The sequence below is a fragment of the Paenibacillus sp. FSL R10-2736 genome (assembly GCF_038000245.1).
GTDB classification, from domain to species: domain Bacteria; phylum Bacillota; class Bacilli; order Paenibacillales; family Paenibacillaceae; genus Paenibacillus_AQ; species Paenibacillus_AQ phytohabitans.
The window spans coordinates 6,176,351-6,197,420 of record NZ_JBBOBN010000001.1 but is presented as its reverse complement, the minus strand read 5'-3'; the positions used below and the strand labels follow the sequence as shown (position 1 = coordinate 6,197,420).

Here is a 21,070-nt window from a genome sequence, read left to right as displayed (position 1 = left end):
ATGAAAAAATGGCTGGTAGCGGCAGTAGTAGCTGCGACCTTAATTATCCCTACCGGAGCGTATGCCGGTTACAATTATCTGGCGGATTCACTATACGGCTCGCAGGACAATACAGCGAAGATCGGCGGCACACAGCAGGATTATGACCAGCTTGAGGCTAAGCTCCAGCAGGCCAAATCCAGTTTGAGCGGGGAAGACTTCACAGCACTGTCGACTCTGCTGCATGAGTTAGCCGGCTATAATCTGCAGATCGCCGATGATGAGGGGGGGCTTCATCCTGAGAAGCTGAGTGCCGCAGATCAGCAACGCTACAAGGAGCTGGCTGCAGCAATTGAGCCGTATAATGACAAGCTGAATCAGGCAGAAGCTCCGGGAACTGCCGCAAACACCGCGGATACGGATTTCGCCGCCTTCAGCAATCAACTGCTTGTTAAGGCAGAGCAGACGTTTAGCGGGGAAGAATTGGCTGTAGTCCAGCAGCTGATTGGTGACTGGAAGGTATATACAGCCCGAATAAGCGGTCCGGATCATAGCAGTGTATCAGATGATGAGTTAGCCGAGCAGGCCGCTCTGCTGGAGAAGCTTAATCCATATCTGAAAAAGATGGGGTATAGGATAAAGCCTTCTAACCGTTAAAATTGCCGCCATGCACAAAATCAAAAACCACCGGATGGGGAAGATTCCCGTATATCCGGTGGTTTTTTTATAAATATAAGAATTTATATGTTTCACATGATAACTTATCCTTCTATTTCTCGCTGAAACGGTACCGTCCTTACAAAAGGACGGCAAAGCCGTTTCCACTTGCCATACTGCATTGTACGGAGTACCCTGCAATTCGCCATATCCTTATAAAATATTTGCAGGAGGGAAGATAATGGATCATTTGGAAGCTATACAAAAGCATATCGAAGCAGAACGGACCCGGCTGAACCAGATGGAAGAGCAGCACGGCCGCCTGCATCCCAGTGTAATCAGACAGTCCAAAAAATTTGACGACCTCATTAATGAATATCATAAAGCGGATGCCATCGTTAAAAACCGCGATCCTAAGTATTAAACAGCAGTCAGGCCTGAATCCCCTCAAGCGCCAGCAAGACTAAGTTCCGGACAGATTCCTCGTTCAGTGCATCCCCCGTCAGCAATAACCGGTAAAAAATAGGCCCATAAATCAAGTCGATGCTGCTCCCGATGTCGAGCTCTTGCTTCAATTCTCCTCTGGCTACTCCCCGTTCAAGCAATTGCCAGGCCTCCTGGCGGCGCGGACCGAAATATCTGCTGCGGTAAGCCTCAGCCAGTCCTGCGTCAAATTGCCCTTCACCGATCAGTTCAGTAATGACTTTGCCTTCCCGGCTGGACAGGAACATGGCCAGATTTCCCGCATGAATCAGCAAATCCTCCTTCACAGAGCCGCTGTCCGGTATAGGCAGTCTGGCGGTGGCGGCAAAAAGATATCCGTCCATCACTACCGCAGCTTTATTCGGCCACCATTTATAGATGGTCGCTTTGCTGACCTGAGCCTGTTCCGCGATTTTCTCCACCGTCACTGCACCGAATCCCATCTCCAGCAATAAATCATATGAAGCGTTCAGAATGGCATTCTTCGCCTCCGTATTGCGCGGCCGGCCTCTCTTCTTATCCATGGCTCGTTCCTCCTAATAGATTACTACATAGATAACCTGCGACATCCAAACTTAAGATCGATCTGTAACTGGAGTATAACATAAAAATGCCTATTTACAATACTGAACGTTTAGTATATTATTTGGTCATAGTAATTAATAAACTGTACGTTCAGTATTAAAAATTGAAAGGTGGAGTTACTAATGAAACAACAAGCAGTATCCGCTATGAATCACAAAGCCGTTCCCGGTTGGATCACATTTCTGCTCGCAGTATCCTGCGGACTGATTGTGGCGAATCTCTATTATGCACAGACGCTGGTCGGACCGATCGGGCAGGCTATTCATCTGTCTCCCGGAGCCACGGGGCTGATTGTGACGCTGACACAAATCGGTTATGTTGTCGGGCTGCTGTTCATTGTACCGCTCAGTGATATTATCGAGAACCGGCGGCTCGCTGTAACATCATTAATTCTGGTCGTAGCTGCACTGGCAGCTGCGGCACTTGCACCGAATGCTCCGCTGTTTCTTGCAGCCTCCATGTTCATCGGGCTGGGCTCGGTAGCTGCGCAGATATTGGTACCTTATGCTTCTTATCTGGCAGCAGAGGAAGAACGCGGCCGTGTGGTAGGCAATGTGATGAGCGGACTGCTGCTGGGTATTATGTTTGCCCGGCCGGTAGCAAGCTTCATGGCCGGACTATGGGGCTGGAAGTCTATATTTGTGGTCTCAGCAGTTGTGATTGCGCTCCTGACCCTGCTTCTGTCCCGCATACTTCCGGCACGCAAGCCAGAACCTACGTTGAATTACGGCCAATTAATCCGCTCTCTGGGTACACTGTGGATGCAAACGCCGGTTCTACGGCGCCGGGCGATTTATCAGGCCAGCTTATTCGGCGCCTTCAGTCTGTTCTGGACGACAGTTCCTCTGTACTTGTCCAGCTACTATCACCTGTCCCAGCAAGGAATTGCCCTGTTTGCACTGGCCGGTGTGGGCGGAGCAGTGGCAGCCCCTATTGCGGGCAGACTGGCAGACCGGGGCTGGACCAGACTGCTGACCGGTCTTGCCATCTCACTTGCCGCCGTATCCTTTATCTTGGCTTATCTGCTCCGGGATGATTCGAATCTAACACTCGGCCTGCTGGTTCTAACGGCCATTCTGCTGGACATGAGTGTATCCGGCAACCTGGTGCTGGGGCAGCGGGCGATTTATTCGCTCGGCAATGAAACAAGAGGACGGCTGAACGGATTGTTCATGGCGATATTCTTCGTAGGCGGAGCAGTAGGCTCCTCGCTGGGCGGCTGGGCTTATGCTTACGGCGGCTGGAGTCTGGCTACACTAATCGGGCTGGCCCTGCCGGTGCTGGCTCTGGTGTACTTTTTGACCGAGAAGAAGAATCTGGTTTAAGACCGGGAGCATGGTGTTTGTTCAGCAATAATCCGCATAGCCGGATATTTCGAATATAATTAAAGTAGGCAGGGGAGCTTCGATCCTCTGTCTTTTTTATTTTGCCGCGTGATGTAATGGAATCGGGATGAAGAGCGTACTAGCTCATGTAAATTACTTGGCCAAGTAAATTCAGCCTGGAAGGGAGGGCCTCTAAGGATGCAAGAGCGCGCATTGCTGCCTTTGATTCATGGAAGAGTTCAAGAAAAGACGGAAACCGAGCTGGAGTTCACAGCGGTTTTTGAAACCTACTATAAACGGATATTCAATTATATTGCCTACCGGGTGAATTGCCGTTATACCGCCGAAGACCTGACCAGCCAGGTGTTCGAGAAGACATTGTCCAAGCTGCCCGGCTACTCTCCGGAGAGAGCTCCGCTGGAGGTATGGCTGTTCGCCATTGCCAGGAATGTAGTGAATGACTATTACAGAAGCCGCGCCAGGCACCGGTTCTTCTCATTGGATGCAATCCGGGAGCTGGTATCCGGCAAAAAAGAGCCTGAAGACCTGATTCTCGAAGGCGAGCGAAGTGACAGGCTCAAGCTGGCGCTGGATACGCTCAGTGAGAAGGAGCGGAATATCATCGCGCTGAAATTCGGGGCAGATCTGAAGAATACGGAAATTGCGCTGGTCACAGGAATGACGGAGAGCAACGTTGGGGTCATTCTCTATCGCAGTATGCGGAAACTGAAATCTGAAATAGGGAGTGTGGAAGGGCTATGAAGAACAAGCAGGAGACAGCGGATTCGCTTGAGCTGCTGGAGCTGGAACAATTTCTGGCACAGCAGGACTTTTCCCGGGACTCCGATAAGGCAGCCATTCTCCGCCAAGTGAGAAGCCGCTCATTACAGGAACAGGAGGAATTAAAGATGAATATTAAACAACGGTTTAGACGTCCGGCCATGATCGTGGCTTCCCTTCTGGTGGCAGGGATAGTAAGTGTTTCCTTCGTCAGACCTTCTTTCGCGGAGGAGATGCTGGAGAGGGTGCTAATGTCGGTAAATCTGGGACACATTGAGGTAAGTCAGATGGATGCGAGCGTTCCGCCGGTGTTCCCGGATGCCTGGAAGGGCAAAATATTTGATCAGGAAGGCAATCCGGTCAATTCCTTCGGCCCCATGCCGGAAGCCATCTTCAATGCAGCCGGTGAGGCTATAGTGGATTTTGACGGGGATCAACTGATTACACTGAGCGAGCAGGAGCAGCGGGAGAAGGAGGAGGCAGCGCATAAATTTGCTGTCAAGGAGCCTGCGGAGCTGGACAAATACGCCCTCTTCAAAGTAAAGCTGCCGGAATATCTGCCTGAGGGCTTCGCCTTTGACCATGGAGAATTCTTCAAGGGCGAGGAAGGCGTGAACGGACAGGTTGTTGAATTATTCTTCTCCGGCAAGGAGAAGGGGAAGCGGATCTGGATGCAGCTGCGCCTGGCCAATGAGGATAACGCCTTTGCAATGTCGACAGAGGGTACGGTAGAGCAGGTGAAGGTCAAGGGAACCGATGCGGTTCTAGTCAGTGGCAGAGGTCTGGACTGGGAAGCAAACGGAGTACTGTACGGCCTCAGCACCCGCGGCCTTGACCGGGCTGAGGTAATGAAGATCGCAGAGTCCATCAACTGGTAAGCAGGCAGGAGCGGAGAAGGTACCAGGTACCAGGAACAGGATGAATCACAGCACCAGACTGCAACCCCGGAGCGTAGCGGGGAACGCGGTCTGGTGCTTTTTGAAATAGCGTTTCTCTTATATAAGAAGTAATAAGAGGAACCATACATAGATTGTAAGATTCCCGGGAGGCCGGAGCAGATTCGGGGCCGGATGAATACTTCTCCGCCTGCTTGTCATGCCCGTCTGCATATTGAGGACAAGTCCTTCATAGACATGTACTAATCAATGCATTCAAAACAGGTTAAGGGGATGATGTCATGCGCCGGATAACATGGGTACTCGCGATCATTATGAGCGTGGCCTTAGTATTGACGGGGTGCGGGAAGAAGGATGCCGCCTCTGTGGTCAAGGATTTGAATAGTGTGTCTGACAAGCTGGAAAGCAAGCAGGGAGCTTATCAAGGCTCAGGCACGATGACCTTGTACACCGGGGAGCAGCCGCAGGAATACAAAGTGGAAGTGTGGTACAAGAATCCGTCCTACTACCGGATCAGCCTGTCCAATGTCCAGAAGGATGTGAAGCAGATTGTGCTGCGCAATGATGAGGGCGTATTCGTTCTGACACCAAGCCTCGGCAAAAGCTTCCGGTTCCAGAGCGACTGGCCGGACAGCCAGGGACAGGTATATCTGTACCAGACGCTGCTCAAGGGAATTGTCTCTGACAACAACCGCCAGTTCGTAGAGGACGGGGACAATTATGTGTTTGAGGTAGCAGCGAATTATCAGAGCAGCGCGCTGGTCCGCCAGAAGATCTGGCTCGCCAAAAAAACCTATGAACCAAAGCAGGTTCAGGTATCGGATTCCGAAGCCAAGGTTGTCGTTAACGTGACCTTCGACAGCTTCAAGTTTGATCCGGAATTCGCCGCAGATTCTTTTGATATGCAAAAGAATATGGCCACGGGCTCACCTTCGGAGAGCACTGTAGCTGAGGTGGATGAGAACGGTAATCCGGTAGTGGCGGAAGACGGGGAACAGGCCGTCCAGCCGGTTGCGGCAGAAATGGGTGACTTCGGAATCATCGAGCCGGATTATGTTCCGGCAGGCGTGAAGCTGAAGGATACGAACAAAATTGAAGGCAGCAAGGATCATGCGGTGCTTATCCGTTATGACGGCATCTACCAGTACACCATTATGGAAGCCCGTCCGTTGGACCGTGCGGTATCTCTGGCTCCAGGCAGTGTGATCGATCTCGGGTTCACTTGGGCACTTCTCAGCGGAGACGAGCAGCAGACATTGACCTGGATGAATGAGGGTGTCGAGTACCGGATCACGAGCGATAATCTGCCAGTTACGGAAATGATGCAAATTGCCGCTTCTATGGAGGAACAATCGGGTAAATAAATATCAGTAGGCGGATACTGCGCAACGTGGGAAATATTCCTCTACACGCAGTATCCGTTTTTTTGCTGGTTCTGCTCACATTGACAGAGGCCTTCTCTAAGCATTACCATTGCAGTAAGACCCCAAGTTCTATGCGATTTCAGCGTAGATGTTTTACTACAATGTAAGAAGGTGAACCTGAAGTGCAAGCAAGCTATCGACCGACAGTAGCCGAGATCAATCTGGATGATTTGCGTGCCAATTATGAGGCTTTCCGGGCGGCACTGCTGCCGGAGACCAAATTCATGGGATGCGTCAAAGGAAATGCGTACGGACACGGTGCCGTGGAAGTGACCCGGGAGCTGGAACGACTTGGAGCGGATTATGTTAGTGTCGCCTTTTTGGATGAGGCATTGGAGCTGCGTCAGGCGGGAATACTACTTCCTATTCTGGTGCTGGGCTACACCTCCCCTGAAGGAATAGCCGTTGCCTGGAAGAATAATGTTACCGTAACACTGTTCACACCGGAAGTACTGGAAGCTGTTAGAGCGCTTCCTGTAGAGAAGGAGCACCGGCTGAAGGTGCACATCAAGATTGACAGCGGGATGGGCAGGCTGGGATTATTGCCGGCCGATGCACCTGCTTTCATTGCTGAAGTGCATTCAGTAGCGCAGGCGGAGCTGGAGGGCATGTTTACTCATTTTGCTAAGGCAGACGAACAGAACAAAAGCTATACACTGATGCAGCACCGACGTTTCATGAGCGTGGCGGAAACGCTTCGGGACATGGATATTAAGATCCCGATCATACATACGGGCAATAGCGCTACGGCCATTGATACACCTCTCTTATCCAGCAACATGGTGCGTGTAGGCATAAGCTTGTACGGATTCTATCCTTCAAGTGAGGTGAACCGCGAGCTGGTGGCTTTACACCCGGTAATGACGCTGAAGACGCAGGCTGTCTATATCAAGACCCTGCCGCCTGACTCAGGCATCAGCTACGGCACCCGGTATTTCACGGACAGCGATGAGGTTATCGCTACGCTTCCCGTGGGATACGCTGACGGATATTCCCGCATGCTAACGGGCAAAGCGGAGGTGCTAATACGCGGACGCCGCGTTCCTGTCGTCGGAACAATCTGCATGGACCAGTGTATGGTATCACTCAAATCTTTCGCTGAAGAAGCGGAACAAATCAAAGCTGGCGAAGAGGTTGTACTCATCGGCCGCCAGGGAGCCGTGTCGATCACGGCAGACGAACTGGCGCTCCATCTTGGGACGATTCACTACGAAGTCATCTGTATGCTGGCTCACCGGGTACCCCGCGTATATGTACGCGAAGGCATGTTACCCAACCTCGTGAATCCCTTGCTGCAGACTTGAAGCCCGGACCAGGGGACCTTGTGCAGGAATTGAAAATAAGGACTAACCCGTATAGAGCGTGTGACTTATAGTCTATACGAACCGCCATTTCTAGTTTATAATGGGATGCAGCATACTTGATATACTGGCGGCATATATTCCTTGTATAAAATTCCTTGTATATTGTAACACTGGAACACAAGGGCAGAAGGTTTGTGGGGGTGGAAGAGAAGGTGGCCAATTTGCAGAACACCAAAAGAATCATGATCAGCTTGCCCGATCATCTCTTGCAGGAAGTGGATGGGATCGTTCAATTGGAGAACTCTAACCGTAGTGAATTGATCAGGCAGGCCATGAAGCTGTACTTGACTGAACGGAGGAAACGTACCATCCGGGAGTCGATGCAGCGGGGATACATGGAAATGGCTAAGATTAATTTGACCATGGCAAGCGAGGCCTTTCTCGCAGAGGAAGATGCAGACAGTACTCTTGGCCGCTTAGTAAGCGGGGTGTAAATATTGATTGTTAAACGCGGCGACGTTTTTTTTGCCGACCTTTCACCGGTCGTGGGTTCAGAGCAAGGCGGAGTTAGGCCGGTACTGGTCATTCAGAACGACATTGGCAATCGCTTCAGCCCGACTGTAATCGTGGCAGCTATCACTGCCCAGATCCAGAAGGCCAAACTGCCGACGCATGTGGAGATTGATGCGGCTGCCCATGGCTTTGACCGGGATTCTGTTATATTGCTGGAGCAGGTTCGGACCATTGACAAACAACGCTTAACCGATAAGATCACCCACCTGGACGATGAGACCATGAAGCTGGTGGATGATTCGCTGCAAATCAGCCTGGGTCTGATTGACTTCTGAACCTTATAGGGCTATGACATCAATAATTGTACTAAAAGGCATGCCGGAGATACATCCGGTATGCCTTTTTTACAAGGATAAGAACGAATACGTTCGGGGTCGACGGAAAGTAGCTGAGTAATGATTGAAGTAATGCCCCGCTGTGTGGGTTATTTGGCAGTCCCACCGGGTGTTGTGCAAGGGCTTGACCTTATGTTACAATTAGACCGGTCAGTCGGTCTATAGGGGGGATACATATCAAAGGACGCTCGGATGGAGAAGAAACCAAGAACCGTATTCTGCAGAATGCTTCACATTTGTTCGCACATAAGGGTTATGGTGCGGTAAGTATGAATGAAGTCTGCTTAGCTGCCAAGGTCAGCAAGGGCAGCCTGTATCACCATTTTCCCAGCAAGGATGAACTGTTCCTGTATGTGGTGGAGGATGATACCCAGAAGTGGCTCTGTGAGTGGGAGGAGCTGCGGAGCAAGATCAGCGGGACGGAAGCCAGGCTGTTCGCGCTGGGAGATCATTACGCGAATGACTTCCAGAATCCGCTGATTCATGCGCTGGAGGAATACGCCAGATCCCGTACGCTTACCGATGATATGCGCCAGCGGCTCTCGCAGATCTACGAATCTGCTTCACAGGCCTGCCGTGACCTGCTTCAGGAGGGTATGGATTCCGGATATCTGATTCCAGGCAACCTGGACAACTATGTGACCATCGTCAGCGGGATGCTGGAAGGGATCGGCAGGGTCAGCGAGATTACAGCACTCGCCAAGGGGCCTGAGGATATCAGGGAATATTACCGCGGGGCCATTCAGCTGCTGCTTCAAGGACTGCGTACCCGGGAGAGCTGAACGGTAAACGGGATTTTTAATCCACAAGCAGAAACGGCTAAGCTTCATTCATAGGAGCTTATTGCTTTCGAAGCAGCGATATTGCATATCGCTTTCAGGCTGTTTCTGCGTGAATGATAGGGATAATTTTTTGCGGTGCGAAGCGGATGAATTATTTTCTTAAATAGACCGGATGGTCGGTCTTGTCTACGGCGTTATGCAAGCAGCTGTACCCGCGCCGTTATGAGTTCTTCGCCCGTTAATGGGAGAGACTGTTATTACATGAAATGAAGTACACCTGGAGCCTGAAGATTTGCCCGGGAAATACGGAGGGATTTACAATGTCATTATTACTAAGAAACCGGGGCGCGATGCTGCTCCTGATGTTGAATATATTTTTGGCGTTCACGGGGATTGGTCTAGTTGTCCCTATTATGCCGACCTACATGAATGAGCTGGGCATTGGCGGGAGTGTTGTCGGACTGCTGGTGGCCGCTTTTGCCCTTACACAGCTGCTGGTGTCACCGTTTGCCGGGAACTGGTCGGACCGGATGGGCCGCAAAAAAATCATTATCGCCGGACTGATTGTCTTTGCCTTGTCGGAGCTGCTCTTTGGTCTGGCTAATGTGCCTTGGCTGCTCTTCGTATCCAGAATGCTCGGCGGTGCGGGTGCGGCGATGATTATGCCGGCGGTTATGGCTTATGTTGCTGATACGACCTCTTCTGAAGAACGCGCCAAAGGTATGGGCTTGATCAATGCGGCCATTACTACGGGATTCATCATCGGGCCGGGAATTGGCGGATATTTGGCTGAGCTCGGCATCCGGGTCCCTTTTTTCGTCGCTGCCGGAGCGGCTGCCGTTGTCGCACTCATTACTTTTGCCGTTCTGCCGGAATCACTGTCTGCGGAGAAGCGCGATGTAGCGAAGTCTGATGAGGGTAACAAGGAGAATCTGGGAATGCAGATGCTGCGCTCTTACCGCGAGCCTTATTTCTTCGGTCTGGTGATCATATTCGTGCTCTCCTTCGGGCTGGCTAATTATGATACAGTGTTCGGGCTGTTTGTGGATCATAAGTTCGGGTTCACCCCCAAGGATATTGCGTTTGTCCTGACATTCGGTTCCATCGCGGGTGCGGTGGTTCAGGTTACGGTGTTTAGCTGGATTTTGAACCGTTTCGGCGAAAATAGAGTGATCTCCATCTGTCTGCTCATTGCCGGACTGTCTATCTTCCTCACGCTGTTCGTTCACGGGTTCGCAGCTATTGTTGCAGTGACCTTCATCGTATTCTTGGCGATGGATATTCTCCGCCCCGCCGTCGGTACGCAGCTCTCCAAGATGGCGGATGAATCGCAGCAGGGGTTTGTCATGGGGATGAACTCTGCCTACACCAGTCTGGGCAATATTGCCGGCCCGATTGTTGCCGGAATCCTGTTCGATATGGATGTGAATTTCCCATATGCGGCGGCTGCGCTCGTCATGGTGCTCTGCTTCCTCATGTCGCTGAGTTACGGGCGGCGGAAACGGAGCCGGCGGAGTGCGGTGACGCGGTAACGGGAGGGGAAGGTTGGATACCTATACAACCATGTCCAAGCGTTAGAGGTTATGAATCGGCTATACTGTCCCGCGAGGGACGGTGTAGCCGTTTTTTGTATAACTCCGCTGGGGCGGGTAAAGACACCGGAAACCTCCTCATTAGCCAGGGGTGCTGCAGGGGGGCAGGGAGTTGGATTTGTTCCACTTGCTCATAAGTGGAGAAGCCCCTCTGAAACAGCAGTTGGAAAAACAGCACTTAATATAAGGCATATTAGCCAAAGTTGAGGAAGTGCATGGAATTAAATGACGTTTATCCAACTAAAACACTCGAATGCTCCAAAACAGCTAAAATAAGATACGTTTATCCAGCTATTGTTGCAGAGCGGGTGGGTGCCTGAGGGAACCTTAAACGGGAAAGGTAAAGGTATGCAAGGTAGGGTCCAATTAACCTTGGTAAGCTGCATATTTCGCCTTCCGGGCGGAATATGCTTTGGGGTCCCCGTAAATCTGCTGAGTTATCACCCGGTTGGTAGCTTGCGTTGCGGGGGTACTTTACCGTGCCAAACTTTGGTCCTGCGGCAAACTGTGATAGTATTTTAGTAGAGAGTTATGAACTCAGACTGCGTATAGAAAGAGGGATATACTTGAGCGTTGATACTAATGGGGCGGGTAAAGCGGCGGAAGATGCGGCTGCCCGCCAGGAGCAGGAACTGATTACTGCAGCAATTGCGAAGGAACTGGGCATTAGCTTGAAGCAGGTACGGACTACGGTGGGGCTGCTGGATGAGGGCAACACGATTCCGTTTATCGCCCGGTACCGCAAGGAAATGACCGGAGAGCTGGATGAGAACGCGCTGCGCGATATCGAAGAACGGCTTGGATATCTGCGCAACCTCGGCGAGCGGAAGAAGGATGTCATCCGCAGCATTGAGGAGCAGGGCAAGCTGACCCCGGAGCTGCAGGCGCAGATCATGAAGGTTGTGAAGCTGCAGGAAGTGGAGGACTTGTACCGTCCGTTCAAGCAGAAGCGCAAGACACGGGCCAGTGTTGCCAAGGAGAAGGGGCTGGAGCCGCTTGCCGATTGGATCATGGAGCAGCGCCGCCAGGGTAATCCTTATGAAGAAGCGGCCAAATATATAGATGCGGATAAAGGTGTAGACAGTGCGGAGCTTGCTGTCCAAGGGGCAATGGATATCATTGCCGAGAATATTGCCGATGATCCGGCCATCCGTTCCTGGGTGCGCCAGTATACAGCAAGCCAGGGAATTCTGGTCTCCGAAGCGAAGGATGCGGAGCAGGAGAGCGTATATGAGAATTACTATTCCTACCGTGAGCCTGTGCACAAAATGCCGCCGCACCGTATTCTGGCCATCAACCGCGGGGAGCGGGAGAATGTGCTGAAGGTCGGCATTGAGATTATTGCCGATAAGATTCACGCTTTCATTATCCGTAAGCTGGTGAAGGGTCCGTCCCCGGTCAAAGAGCTGCTCGAAGCCGTGACCGAGGATGCCTACAAACGGCTGATCGCACCTTCCGTCGAGCGCGAGGTGCGCGGGGAGATGACGGAAAAAGGCGAGGCGCAAGCGATTTCCATCTTCTCCGGAAATCTGCGCAGCCTGCTGCTGCAGCCGCCGGTGAAGGGCCGCCATGTGCTGGGCGTAGACCCGGCTTACCGCACCGGCTGCAAGCTGGCCGTTGTGGACGATACCGGCAAGCTGCTGGAGGTAGCGGTCACATATCCGACGCCGCCGAACAACAAGAAGAAAGAGGCGGCGGCCAAGTTCAAAGAGCTGATTGCCAAATATGGCATTCAACTCATCGTAATCGGCAACGGCACCGGCTCGCGGGAGACGGAGCAGTTCACGGCCGAGGTTATTGCCGAGGTCGGGAATCCTGAGCTGGCCTACCTGATCGTTAACGAGGCAGGGGCCAGCGTGTATTCGGCCTCCAAGCTGGCGCAGGAGGAGTTCCCGGATCTGGATGTGGCAGAGCGCAGTGCCGCCTCCATCGCCCGCCGCGTGCAGGACCCACTCGCGGAGCTGGTGAAGATCGACCCGAAGGCGATCGGTGTCGGGCAGTACCAGCATGATGTGTCGCAGAAACATCTGGAGGAGAGCCTTAAGGGCGTCGTGGAGTCGGCGGTTAACCACGTCGGTGTCGACGTGAATACCGCTTCGGCCTCGCTGCTGTCCTATGTGGCGGGAGTCAATGCGACGATCGCCAAGAATATTGTGAAGTTCCGCGAGGAGAACGGCAAGTTCGCCACGCGCAAGGCACTGCAGAAGGTGCCGCGCCTGGGCGCGAAATCCTACGAGCAGTGCATCGGCTTCCTGCGTATCCCCGGAGGGGATAACACGCTGGACCGCACGCCGATCCACCCGGAATCCTATCCGGTGGTCGACCGGCTGTTCCGCGAGCTGGGCCTCGATGTGGAGAAGCTCGGCAGCAAGGAAGTAGCGCAGCAGCTGGAGGTGCAGGATGCCGCCGAGCTGGCTGTGAAGCTGGATGTCGGCGTGCCTACGCTGCGCGACATCCTGGAGAGTCTGCAGCGCCCGGGCCGCGATCCGCGCGAGGAGCTGCCGCTGCCGATCTTCCGCACGGATGTGCTGAAGATCGAGGACCTGGTTCCCGGCATGGAGATGCAGGGAACCGTCCGCAACGTGATCGATTTCGGCGCCTTCGTCGATATCGGCATCAAGAACGACGGGCTGGTCCATATCTCCCAGCTGAGCGGCAGCTTCGTGAAGCACCCGATGGACGTGGTCTCCGTGGGAGACAATGTCACCGTCTGGGTGATGGGCGTCGACCTGAAGAAGGGCCGCGTCAGCCTGACCATGCGCCAGCCGCGCGAGGTGGCCGGCAGCGTGAAGTAGGGCCGGCGGCATCGCTGGCAGGTTGAAGCAAGGGCAGGCGGTATGCGAGGCTGGCCATGTGAGAAGTTAGACCGGCGCTGCAAGCTGGGCGGCAGCGTGAAATAGGGCAGGCGACATCGCTGGCAGGTTGAAGCAAGGGCAGACGGTATACGAGGCTGGCCATGCGAGAAGTCAGATCAGCGAAATAGGTGGCCTGCAGCGTAACGTAGAGCCAAGCGGCAGATGCCGGGGCCGGCACAGACTCGTGGCACAAGGGAAGCCGGGCCCATTGGGCCCGGCTTGCCGAACACGCGGAAACTGGCCCGTCTGAGCTCTATTGCACGAACTGTCGCGGACTCAGATGACCCTATTTTGCGGAAATCAGCGTTTTGATCGTGGTTGCGGACTCAAAGGCCTCTATTTCATGGCTCGAGGCCTGCTGGCATGCCCGAAAGATCAAATAGCGTCTTCTGAGTCCGCAAGGGAAGCAAAACAGGCTATTTTCGCAAAATAACGTCTCTGGAGTCCGCAAGGAAGAATGCCGACATGTACATTGGAGTGGAGCACCCGGGCAACTGGATATTGGACAGTCACTGTGGAGCTCCAGCAAACTAACCTATTAATAATGACCAGCCAACGAGTACAGCAGCAGAAGAAACGAATACGAAACACCACGGCTAATAACAAATCAAGACAGAATAAGACCCAAATCAGAACAACCCAAGAACAACCCAAGAACAACCCAAGAACCAACCCGCTAGACCAGCCGGACGGCTGCGCTTCCTTGACCAGGACGGCGCAGCCGTTTTTTGGCAACCCCAAATAGCAGATGTAACGCTCCGGGCCAAGCTGCGGTAGAGAATAGTTATAATTGTTAATGATCTTAATCCCTCTTCCACACAGTGTTATGATGAACAAAAACAGAAGGTGGCGGACCGGTATTGAGCAATAGAGTGATCAGGAATTTCGGACAGAACGATATGGCGGCGCTTGGGGAAATGTATGCGCGGGTGTCGGCACAGGAGGATGTGCTTTTTTGGTGGGTAGGGGAGGAGAGCAATTGGGAGAATGTAATCTGTGCCTTTGAAGGGGATAAAATGGTGGCCAAAGGCCAGCTGCAGATCTTCAATGTGGTTCCTCCGGGGCGTCTGCCTGGAAGCAAACATAAGATTTTTGTGAATCTGAAAACACTGCCCGGGCGTGAACAGGATATCGGACTGCTGGACAGTGTCTACTCCCTTCTGCTGGAACGGGCGCATGAACTGAAGGGGACACTGCCCCGGGAATACGGAACGGTTCTGTGTACGGGGAATTACGCCGCAGAAGAGAACTGCAACACTTATTTCGCACAGCATCTGGGTTACCTGCCGCATAGCCGCTTATATACGCTCCACCGTGACTTGAACGAACCAATACCCGTGGTTGAGCTTGCGGCAGGGCTTGAATCAGCGTGGGTTCAGTTGGATTCACCGGAGCAGAGAGAAGCTTATCTGGAACTGGAGGCGGAGATCTGGCCGGATGTCCCGCTGGGACTGGAGCGTCTGCTGGAGTATCAGGAGCATCCGCTTTGGACATCGGCTGTTGTACTGGATGAAGGCAAGGTGGCCGGCAGTCTGATGGTCTGGCAGGAAGATAAGAACGGCATTATCGAGGACGTGTTTGTCCGTGAGCCATGGAGAAGACGCGGGATCGCCAAGGCCCTGCTGGTCCGCGCCCTGGCGTATCTGAAGGAGCACGGGCTGGAGCAGGCGCAGCTTATCGCCATGACTACCAATGAATCGGCACTGTCCCTGTACGCATCCGTGGGTTTCCAAACGGGACGGCAGGAGATCAGATTGTATACGGAGCTGGATTAATAATCACTTAGGATGAATTCCTCTACACAGTGATATCTGCGCAGTGAAAGTTGGGAGGAAGTTCGTATGGCAGTTGAATTAAAGCCAGTGTGTATTGATAATTGGTATGAATGCACCCAGCTTACGGTTAAGCCGGAACAGCTTAATATTTTTCCTGCACCTGTGGTGTATTGGATTGCCGAATCTAAATATGTTGATGAACAAGGAGGATAACTGTTGGATTCCTGCCCTAATGATTGATCACAAGCATCAAGGCAAAGGGTATGGCAAGGCGGCAATGGAAACCTTGATTCAGCTGATGAGTGGTTCCAATTGTACTAGAATCATGATTGGGCACCGGCCAGACAATCTGATTGCGGGAAGAATGTATGAAGCTTTAGGGTTTCTAAAAGCCAGTGAAGAAGTTATCGAGGGTGAAATCGTTCGTCTGCTACAAATCAGTTAACTAGCCCCCTCCCAATGCTTACCTCCCCATGTGATAAGCGCCTTGCAACTATATCCGGCCGGGCAGCGTCTACAAGGGTAAGAATGGCAGCATGAGGAGGGATATCATGTACAAGGCACAATCAATTGGATTCGCCGCGTTAACGGCAGGAATGCTAATGCTCGCAGCCTGCAGCTCAGCGCCGGAAGCGGCCCCGGGGACCACATCCACACCGGAGCAGACTCAGACATCTGCCCCGGCCACTGCTGCGGCCGTACCATCACCATCTGCATCCCCGGCAACGGTTGCTCCAAGTCCTGAAGCTACGGAACCAACTCCGGTAGCGGAAGACCCCGGACCGCCGGAGGAAGGCACACCGCCTACAGCGCTGGAAGCGGCAACTACAGTAATGCGGGCGCTGAAGAGCGGGAATATGGAGACGCTCGCCGCGTGGGTACACCGGGACAGAGGGGTCCGCTTTTCCCCTTACGCTTATGTTGATGTTGATAAAGACATTGTGTTCAGTCAGGATGAGCTGAAGGCTGCAATGCAAGATCCGGTAAAGCGCGAATGGCGTGAGTTCGCCGGTACCGGAGAGCTGATTAAGCTGACCTTTGCGGACTATTATAAGCGGTTTGTGTACGATGCGGATTTTTCCGGTAAATCTGAAGTTGCACTGAATCAGGGCTTGGGCCAAGGAACGACTCTAAATAATCTCAATGAGGTGTACCCCAAGGAGACCCATGACTTCGTAGAATATCATATCGCCGGTATCGATCCTTCCGCAGAGGGCATGGATTGGCGCAGCCTGCGGCTGGTCTTCGAGAAGAATGGTCAGGACCATATTCTTGTAGGGATCATTCATGATCAGTGGACACCTTAACGTAAGGACTGAAAGCGCCAGTTATTAGTACATCGCAAAAAGCCGCATCCCTTGGTTATCCCAACGGCGATGCGGCTTCTTTTGACGTATATGCGTTTATAGGTTACTGCCATGTGCCATGGTATCAAGCAGTAGCCGCTGTATTTCTCACTTACATCCCTGCGGAAGAAGTGGCAGCAGAAGCCGAACCTGTTACGGATTTGGCTACCGCTGTATACCCTTCAGGCAGGTAAGTCACGGCGGAGGCGGTAGAGATGACCTGCAGATTCATGGAACCGGCAGGCGGCGCAGTCACTTTGAAGTAGATCACTGCTGTTTGGTTAGCGCCGAATTCAATCCGCTCAATCGACAGGCCGTAACCCGAGGTAGGCAGACTCTCAACAGTGACAGTGGCTTTGTTTACGCCTGTTGCCGCTTTTTCCAGCGTAACCGCTGCTTCATAGTCATTAACCGGAGCAGTAGCGCTGTCATCCGGAGTGATTACCTCTTTGACGAATTTGGCTGCATCATAGATCAGAACTGCGGCTTCTGCACGGGTAACCGGTTCATTCGGACGGAAGGTGTTATTCTTCTCCAGCGTGATCAGGCGGGTATTGACCAGAATCTGCAGACTGTTCATCTCCGCTGTAGACAGCTTGCCGCCATCCGTGATATTCGCATACATCAGCGTAACCGGGAAATTCCCTTTACTCTGCAGCGCCTGGGTCAGCAAATGAGCGAACTGGATCCGCGTCATTGCCGCGTTGGGGTTGATGGACTTGTCCAGAGACAATCCGCTCTGCTTGGCAGCCACGAATGCGGAGGCATACCATGCGTTATCTTTTACCTTGTCGAAGTAATCGCTGGCTTTGCTGCCAGTTGTATTCTGCGGAGACAGCTTAAGGCCGCTGACGATGAACTGCAGGCCTTGGGCGTAAGTCAGCTTGGATTTCGGTGCGAACATATCACTGGTAATTCCGTTAATGATGCCATTTTGATGGAGTGCATTGATTTTGGATTCGGCCGCATTGCCCTTCAGATCCGAAAAGGCAGAAGCCGATGCTCCGAATGATACTGTTGCTGCCAGAATGCTGCACGCTAGAGTGATTTTTGTAGCGCGCTTCTGGAATGATGATTTATTCTTCATTGTGCCTCACCTCTTATACTCTTAGATGGCCAAAGGGGCCGAAATGTTGCAGACAGATCTGATTAAGCTGAAAAATATTGTTGTTGGGCTGAGTGATGTGCGTCTGTCACCAAGTAAACTAATTGCAGAAGGCGCGTTGTTGTTAGTATCAGCAGACCGCGGGGCCGTCATCCGGGAAAGTGCTTAACGATTGAACATTAGCGGCATTTGGCTGTACACTTGAAGCAGAGTCAGTAAACGGATTCAACCACTATCAGGCATTCATACATTCGGCTTATGACAGGAGAACATAGATGATTCAGCAGCAGAGGGTTGAACGGATCAACGTGGGGATTTTTGCCCATGTAGATGCGGGGAAGACGACTACGACGGAGCATATATTATATGAGAGCGGGCGGATTCGCGCACTTGGCAGTGTGGACAGCGGAACGGCGCTGACGGATTCCATGGAGGTGGAGCGGCAGCGGGGGATTTCTGTGCGGGCGGCTCTGGCATCATTCTCGTGGCGGGGAGTGCAGATTAACCTGGTCGATACCCCGGGGCATGTGGATTTCCTGTCCGAGGTGGAGCGCAGCTTGCGGGTGATGGATTGTGCGGTATTGATCCTGTCAGCAGTGGAGGGCGTGCAGGCACAGAGTGAGATGATCTGGAATGCGCTGCGCAAGCTGGGAATTCCGACGCTCATCTTCGTGAATAAAATGGACCGGATCGGCGCTGATCCAGCCGCTGTGCTAACTCAGGCGCGGACCTATCTGTCCGGGGATATTGTGCCTGTGCAGCAGCCCTTATATAGGGAACGGGAGTACATAGGGGCGGCGGATTTATGGAGTGAAGGCGCAGACGCGGCGGCGCGGACAGAACTGCTGGAAGCGCTCGCGGAGCGGGACGAGGAGCTGCTGGAGCTGTATATGGCGGGCGGTACGGCAGAGCTGGCGCGGTGGAAAAGAGAGCTGGCCGTTCGGACGGCCGCAGGAAAAATGTATCCGCTGGTGTATGGCGTAGCGGCCAAAGGTCTCGGTGTCACGGCGCTGCTCGATGCCATGACGCAGTATTTCCCCCGCGCGGGCGGGGATGCGGAGCAGCCGGTGTCCGGCATCGTGTACAACATCCAGCGTGACAAAAGCATGGGCCGCATGGCCTTCGTGCGCCTCTATCAAGGAACTATCCGTAACCGGGATACGGTGATGAATTATACGCAGGAGGTTCAGGGCAAGGTGACACAGATCCGCAAGGTCGAAGGCGGACGCACCGAGGATGTCGGGGCGTTGGAAGCGGGGGACATCGCCGTAGTCTACGGGCTGTCCGGCGTGCGGATCGGTGATGTGCTTGGCCGGCCGGAGGCCATTCCGCAGGAGGCGAAGCTTGCCGTGCCGCTGCTGACCGTACGTGTCTTCTGGGGAGCGGATGCCGACGATCATAAGGTGATTGCCGCATTTCAGGAGCTGGCCGACGAGGACCCGCTGCTGGATACGCAGTGGCTGCAGGAGGAGCGGGAGCTGCATATCAAGGTGATGGGGCCGATCCAGCTGGAGATTCTGGACAGTGTATTGAAGGAACGATTCGGGCTGAAGGTTACCTTCGGCCAGCCGTCGGTGATCTACAGGGAAACGCCAAGCCGCGCAGGTGAAGGCTACGTTGCGTACCTGATGCCGAAGCCATGCTGGGCGATTCTGAGGTTCCAGATAGAGCCGGGCCCGCCGGGCAGCGGCCTCGTCTATGAATCATTGGTGCGCAGCTCCGATCTGCTGCCGCAATACCAGAACGAGACGGCCCGCCGCGTGCCGGAGGCGCTGCAGCAGGGTCTGCGCGGGTGGGAGGTCACCGACCTCAAGATCACACTGGTGGAGGGGAACCACCATGTGTGGCATACCCATCCGCTGGATTTTGCCGTGGCTACGCCTATGGCCATCATGGATGGGCTGGCCCATACCGGCACCAGCCTGCTGGAGCCGATCCTGCAGGTGCGCATCGTTGTGCCTGAGGAGAACGGCGGCCGCGTGATGAACGACCTCGTGCAGATGCGCGGCACCTTCGAGCCGCCCGTGCTGCAGGGCGAGCGGATGATCATCGAAGGCAGGCTGCCGCTGGCAACCTCGCTAGATTATCCTGTGACCTTAAGCTCCTACACGAAGGGGCGGAGCACGTTTACTTCCTTTTTTGCCGGCTATGAACCGTGCCCGCCGGACGTCACTGCCGAGCGCACCCGCCGGGGAGTGAACCCGCTGGATCAGGCGAAGTATATTCTAAGCGTGCGGAAGGCGCTGCAGGGGTAGGATGGGTAAAAGAAATAGGCAGGGCATGAGAAGCAGTAGCACAGTATAACGATAGAAGCAGCAATGGAGAGGAGAGAACCGCATGTTTAGAAGCCTGAAGCGGCGAATCGACAATGCAAACCAACTGCAGCGAATGCGCAACGAAAATCCCGAGGAGTTTCGGCGGGTACTGGAGAAGCATGCCCGTGAACAGCAAGCCCCAGATAACACTCCCCCGGTACAATCCGGTCCGGCTATCCGGTTTACCCGCTGGTTTCTGTACTTGCTGACCGCGCTCATTCTGCTGGTCATTTTCCTCGGCGTGCCCCAGGCGGATAACCCCATATTTTCACTGCTCAGCTTCGGCCTGCTGCTGTCTCTCCTGTATATGGCGGCTGGACTGGTCCATCCTTCTATCGTATTTTTCCGCAAAAGCCGTTCCCGAATGTTTGCACTCGAACTGTTCGGGCTGATAAGCGGTTTGCTGATTCTTCTGATGACGGTTTTTCATACTTAGGAGGGAATTAATTACTTTTGCAGAATATAATCCTGGATCAACAGGTAGAAGATGATCAGTGCGAATGGCAAGCTCCCATGAAATCCCCGGGTCCTTCGCACCTCAGAATTTGACGAAACCTTCTAAGTTAGCGATTGTTTAAGAAAAGTCAACGGCTGATCGATACTTATTGTAGTATCGTTTCGGGGAAAGTGCAGTGAATTGATGCAGGAACAGCATGGAATGTGCTGGTTTCCGCTGTCGCACTCCGTGTGGAGTGCGTGGATTGAAATAAACACAGGTACCGCACCAGCCAGGAATCGTTTGTCGCACTCCGTGTGGAGTGCGTGGATTGAAATCTGGTCTACTCTACTCTACTTTTGCAGATCATAAGGTCGCACTCCGTGTGGAGTCGTGGATTGAAATGACCCCACACCACCAGTACAGCCAGACACACCGTCACACTCCATGTGGAGTGCGTGTATTGAAATAGATTATAGCGGCCCCAGGCGACGATGGCGTGGAGGTCGCACTCAGTGTGATA

21 protein-coding genes are annotated in these 21,070 nt (G+C 53.3%); 19 read left to right on the top strand and 2 right to left on the bottom strand.

From position 1 onward, the window contains the following. A complete protein-coding gene (locus NSQ73_RS26525) occupies window positions 1–636 on the top strand; it encodes a DUF3600 domain-containing protein (protein WP_340988863.1) in 636 nt (211 codons plus the stop codon). Window positions 637–877: 241 nt separating this feature from the next. Beyond that, window positions 878–1,060 carry an aspartyl-phosphate phosphatase Spo0E family protein gene (locus tag NSQ73_RS26520; RefSeq protein WP_340988861.1) on the top strand — a complete coding sequence of 61 codons (183 nt, stop codon included), beginning with the start codon at window positions 878–880 and terminating at the stop codon, window positions 1,058–1,060. 7 nt (window positions 1,061–1,067) lie between these two features. Here NSQ73_RS26520 and NSQ73_RS26515 read toward each other — a convergent pair whose 3' ends face one another. Beyond that, entirely contained in the window at window positions 1,068–1,643 is a 576-nt protein-coding gene (locus tag NSQ73_RS26515) for a TetR/AcrR family transcriptional regulator (RefSeq protein WP_042134209.1), read from the bottom strand. A 183-nt stretch (window positions 1,644–1,826) separates the two neighbouring features. Here NSQ73_RS26515 and NSQ73_RS26510 point away from each other — a divergent pair, with 183 nt between their 5' ends. From NSQ73_RS26510 to NSQ73_RS26445, 14 genes are all read left to right on the top strand, one after another. Next, window positions 1,827–3,029 carry an MFS transporter gene (locus NSQ73_RS26510; protein WP_216626574.1) on the top strand — a complete coding sequence of 401 codons (1,203 nt, stop codon included), beginning with the start codon at window positions 1,827–1,829 and terminating at the stop codon, window positions 3,027–3,029. A 198-nt stretch (window positions 3,030–3,227) separates the two neighbouring features. Continuing rightward, entirely contained in the window at window positions 3,228–3,791 is a 564-nt protein-coding gene (locus tag NSQ73_RS26505) for a sigma-70 family RNA polymerase sigma factor (RefSeq protein WP_340988859.1), read from the top strand. Then, window positions 3,788–4,687 carry a DUF4367 domain-containing protein gene (locus NSQ73_RS26500; RefSeq protein ID WP_340988858.1) on the top strand — a complete coding sequence of 300 codons (900 nt, stop codon included), beginning with the start codon at window positions 3,788–3,790 and terminating at the stop codon, window positions 4,685–4,687. The genes NSQ73_RS26505 and NSQ73_RS26500 overlap by 4 nt, the downstream gene beginning before the upstream one ends. Before the next feature lie 299 nt (window positions 4,688–4,986). Then, window positions 4,987–6,069 carry a LolA family protein gene (locus tag NSQ73_RS26495; protein ID WP_042134215.1) on the top strand — a complete coding sequence of 361 codons (1,083 nt, stop codon included), beginning with the start codon at window positions 4,987–4,989 and terminating at the stop codon, window positions 6,067–6,069. Between the two features lie 182 nt (window positions 6,070–6,251). Beyond that, window positions 6,252–7,433 carry an alanine racemase gene (gene alr / locus NSQ73_RS26490; RefSeq protein WP_042233123.1) on the top strand — a complete coding sequence of 394 codons (1,182 nt, stop codon included), beginning with the start codon at window positions 6,252–6,254 and terminating at the stop codon, window positions 7,431–7,433. A gap of 212 nt (window positions 7,434–7,645) precedes the next feature. Further along, window positions 7,646–7,927 (top strand): CopG family ribbon-helix-helix protein, encoded by a 282-nt coding sequence (locus tag NSQ73_RS26485; RefSeq protein ID WP_039307597.1) that lies wholly within the window; start codon window positions 7,646–7,648, stop codon window positions 7,925–7,927. Between the two features lie 3 nt (window positions 7,928–7,930). Beyond that, the gene (locus NSQ73_RS26480) at window positions 7,931–8,281 is read left to right on the top strand and encodes a type II toxin-antitoxin system PemK/MazF family toxin (protein ID WP_019913013.1); all 351 of its coding nucleotides are present in this window, start codon (window positions 7,931–7,933) and stop codon (window positions 8,279–8,281) included. A 200-nt stretch (window positions 8,282–8,481) separates the two neighbouring features. Continuing rightward, window positions 8,482–9,123, top strand: a complete 642-nt coding sequence (locus tag NSQ73_RS26475; protein ID WP_340989418.1) for a TetR/AcrR family transcriptional regulator — start codon at window positions 8,482–8,484, stop codon at window positions 9,121–9,123. A gap of 320 nt (window positions 9,124–9,443) precedes the next feature. Continuing rightward, on the top strand, window positions 9,444–10,655 hold the full coding sequence (locus NSQ73_RS26470; RefSeq protein WP_340988856.1) for an MFS transporter: 1,212 nt from the start codon (window positions 9,444–9,446) through the stop codon (window positions 10,653–10,655). A gap of 692 nt (window positions 10,656–11,347) precedes the next feature. Beyond that, window positions 11,348–13,510, top strand: a complete 2,163-nt coding sequence (locus NSQ73_RS26465; protein WP_340989417.1) for a Tex family protein — start codon at window positions 11,348–11,350, stop codon at window positions 13,508–13,510. A gap of 920 nt (window positions 13,511–14,430) precedes the next feature. Beyond that, window positions 14,431–15,345 (top strand): GNAT family N-acetyltransferase, encoded by a 915-nt coding sequence (locus tag NSQ73_RS26460; RefSeq protein WP_340988854.1) that lies wholly within the window; start codon window positions 14,431–14,433, stop codon window positions 15,343–15,345. A gap of 66 nt (window positions 15,346–15,411) precedes the next feature. Beyond that, window positions 15,412–15,558 (top strand): hypothetical protein, encoded by a 147-nt coding sequence (locus tag NSQ73_RS26455; RefSeq protein ID WP_340988852.1) that lies wholly within the window; start codon window positions 15,412–15,414, stop codon window positions 15,556–15,558. Between the two features lie 19 nt (window positions 15,559–15,577). Next, window positions 15,578–15,790, top strand: coding sequence for a GNAT family N-acetyltransferase (locus tag NSQ73_RS26450; RefSeq protein ID WP_340988851.1), 213 nt, complete (start codon window positions 15,578–15,580; stop codon window positions 15,788–15,790). Window positions 15,791–15,896: 106 nt separating this feature from the next. After that, entirely contained in the window at window positions 15,897–16,652 is a 756-nt protein-coding gene (locus tag NSQ73_RS26445; protein ID WP_340988850.1) for a hypothetical protein, read from the top strand. 151 nt (window positions 16,653–16,803) lie between these two features. On the opposite strand, the gene NSQ73_RS26440 is transcribed toward NSQ73_RS26445, so the two are convergent. Then, window positions 16,804–17,778, bottom strand: coding sequence for an S-layer homology domain-containing protein (locus NSQ73_RS26440; protein ID WP_340988848.1), 975 nt, complete (start codon window positions 17,776–17,778; stop codon window positions 16,804–16,806). A 43-nt stretch (window positions 17,779–17,821) separates the two neighbouring features. Between NSQ73_RS26440 and NSQ73_RS26435 the strand changes: the two genes are divergently transcribed. The 3 genes from NSQ73_RS26435 to NSQ73_RS26425 all read left to right on the top strand — a co-directional run bounded on the left by NSQ73_RS26435 (window position 17,822) and on the right by NSQ73_RS26425 (window position 20,547). Then, complete coding sequence (locus NSQ73_RS26435; protein ID WP_340988847.1) at window positions 17,822–17,965, top strand: hypothetical protein; 144 nt, start codon at window positions 17,822–17,824, stop codon at window positions 17,963–17,965. Between the two features lie 106 nt (window positions 17,966–18,071). Then, a complete protein-coding gene (locus tag NSQ73_RS26430; protein ID WP_340988845.1) occupies window positions 18,072–20,051 on the top strand; it encodes a translation factor GTPase family protein in 1,980 nt (659 codons plus the stop codon). 82 nt (window positions 20,052–20,133) lie between these two features. Continuing rightward, complete coding sequence (locus NSQ73_RS26425) at window positions 20,134–20,547, top strand: hypothetical protein (protein ID WP_340988843.1); 414 nt, start codon at window positions 20,134–20,136, stop codon at window positions 20,545–20,547. Window positions 20,548–21,070 lie beyond the last annotated feature (523 nt).

Coding starts and splice junctions, on each gene's coding strand:
- NSQ73_RS26525 (WP_340988863.1), top strand. CDS start 1: ATGAAAAAATGGCTGGTAGCGGCAGTAGTAGCTGCGACCTTAATTATC.
- NSQ73_RS26520 (WP_340988861.1), top strand. CDS start 878: ATGGATCATTTGGAAGCTATACAAAAGCATATCGAAGCAGAACGGACC.
- NSQ73_RS26515 (WP_042134209.1), bottom strand. CDS start 1,643: ATGGATAAGAAGAGAGGCCGGCCGCGCAATACGGAGGCGAAGAATGCC.
- NSQ73_RS26510 (WP_216626574.1), top strand. CDS start 1,827: ATGAAACAACAAGCAGTATCCGCTATGAATCACAAAGCCGTTCCCGGT.
- NSQ73_RS26505 (WP_340988859.1), top strand. CDS start 3,228: ATGCAAGAGCGCGCATTGCTGCCTTTGATTCATGGAAGAGTTCAAGAA.
- NSQ73_RS26500 (WP_340988858.1), top strand. CDS start 3,788: ATGAAGAACAAGCAGGAGACAGCGGATTCGCTTGAGCTGCTGGAGCTG.
- NSQ73_RS26495 (WP_042134215.1), top strand. CDS start 4,987: ATGCGCCGGATAACATGGGTACTCGCGATCATTATGAGCGTGGCCTTA.
- NSQ73_RS26470 (WP_340988856.1), top strand. CDS start 9,444: ATGTCATTATTACTAAGAAACCGGGGCGCGATGCTGCTCCTGATGTTG.
- NSQ73_RS26455 (WP_340988852.1), top strand. CDS start 15,412: ATGGCAGTTGAATTAAAGCCAGTGTGTATTGATAATTGGTATGAATGC.
- NSQ73_RS26450 (WP_340988851.1), top strand. CDS start 15,578: ATGATTGATCACAAGCATCAAGGCAAAGGGTATGGCAAGGCGGCAATG.
- NSQ73_RS26445 (WP_340988850.1), top strand. CDS start 15,897: ATGTACAAGGCACAATCAATTGGATTCGCCGCGTTAACGGCAGGAATG.
- NSQ73_RS26440 (WP_340988848.1), bottom strand. CDS start 17,778: ATGAAGAATAAATCATCATTCCAGAAGCGCGCTACAAAAATCACTCTA.
- NSQ73_RS26435 (WP_340988847.1), top strand. CDS start 17,822: ATGTTGCAGACAGATCTGATTAAGCTGAAAAATATTGTTGTTGGGCTG.
- NSQ73_RS26430 (WP_340988845.1), top strand. CDS start 18,072: ATGATTCAGCAGCAGAGGGTTGAACGGATCAACGTGGGGATTTTTGCC.
- NSQ73_RS26425 (WP_340988843.1), top strand. CDS start 20,134: ATGTTTAGAAGCCTGAAGCGGCGAATCGACAATGCAAACCAACTGCAG.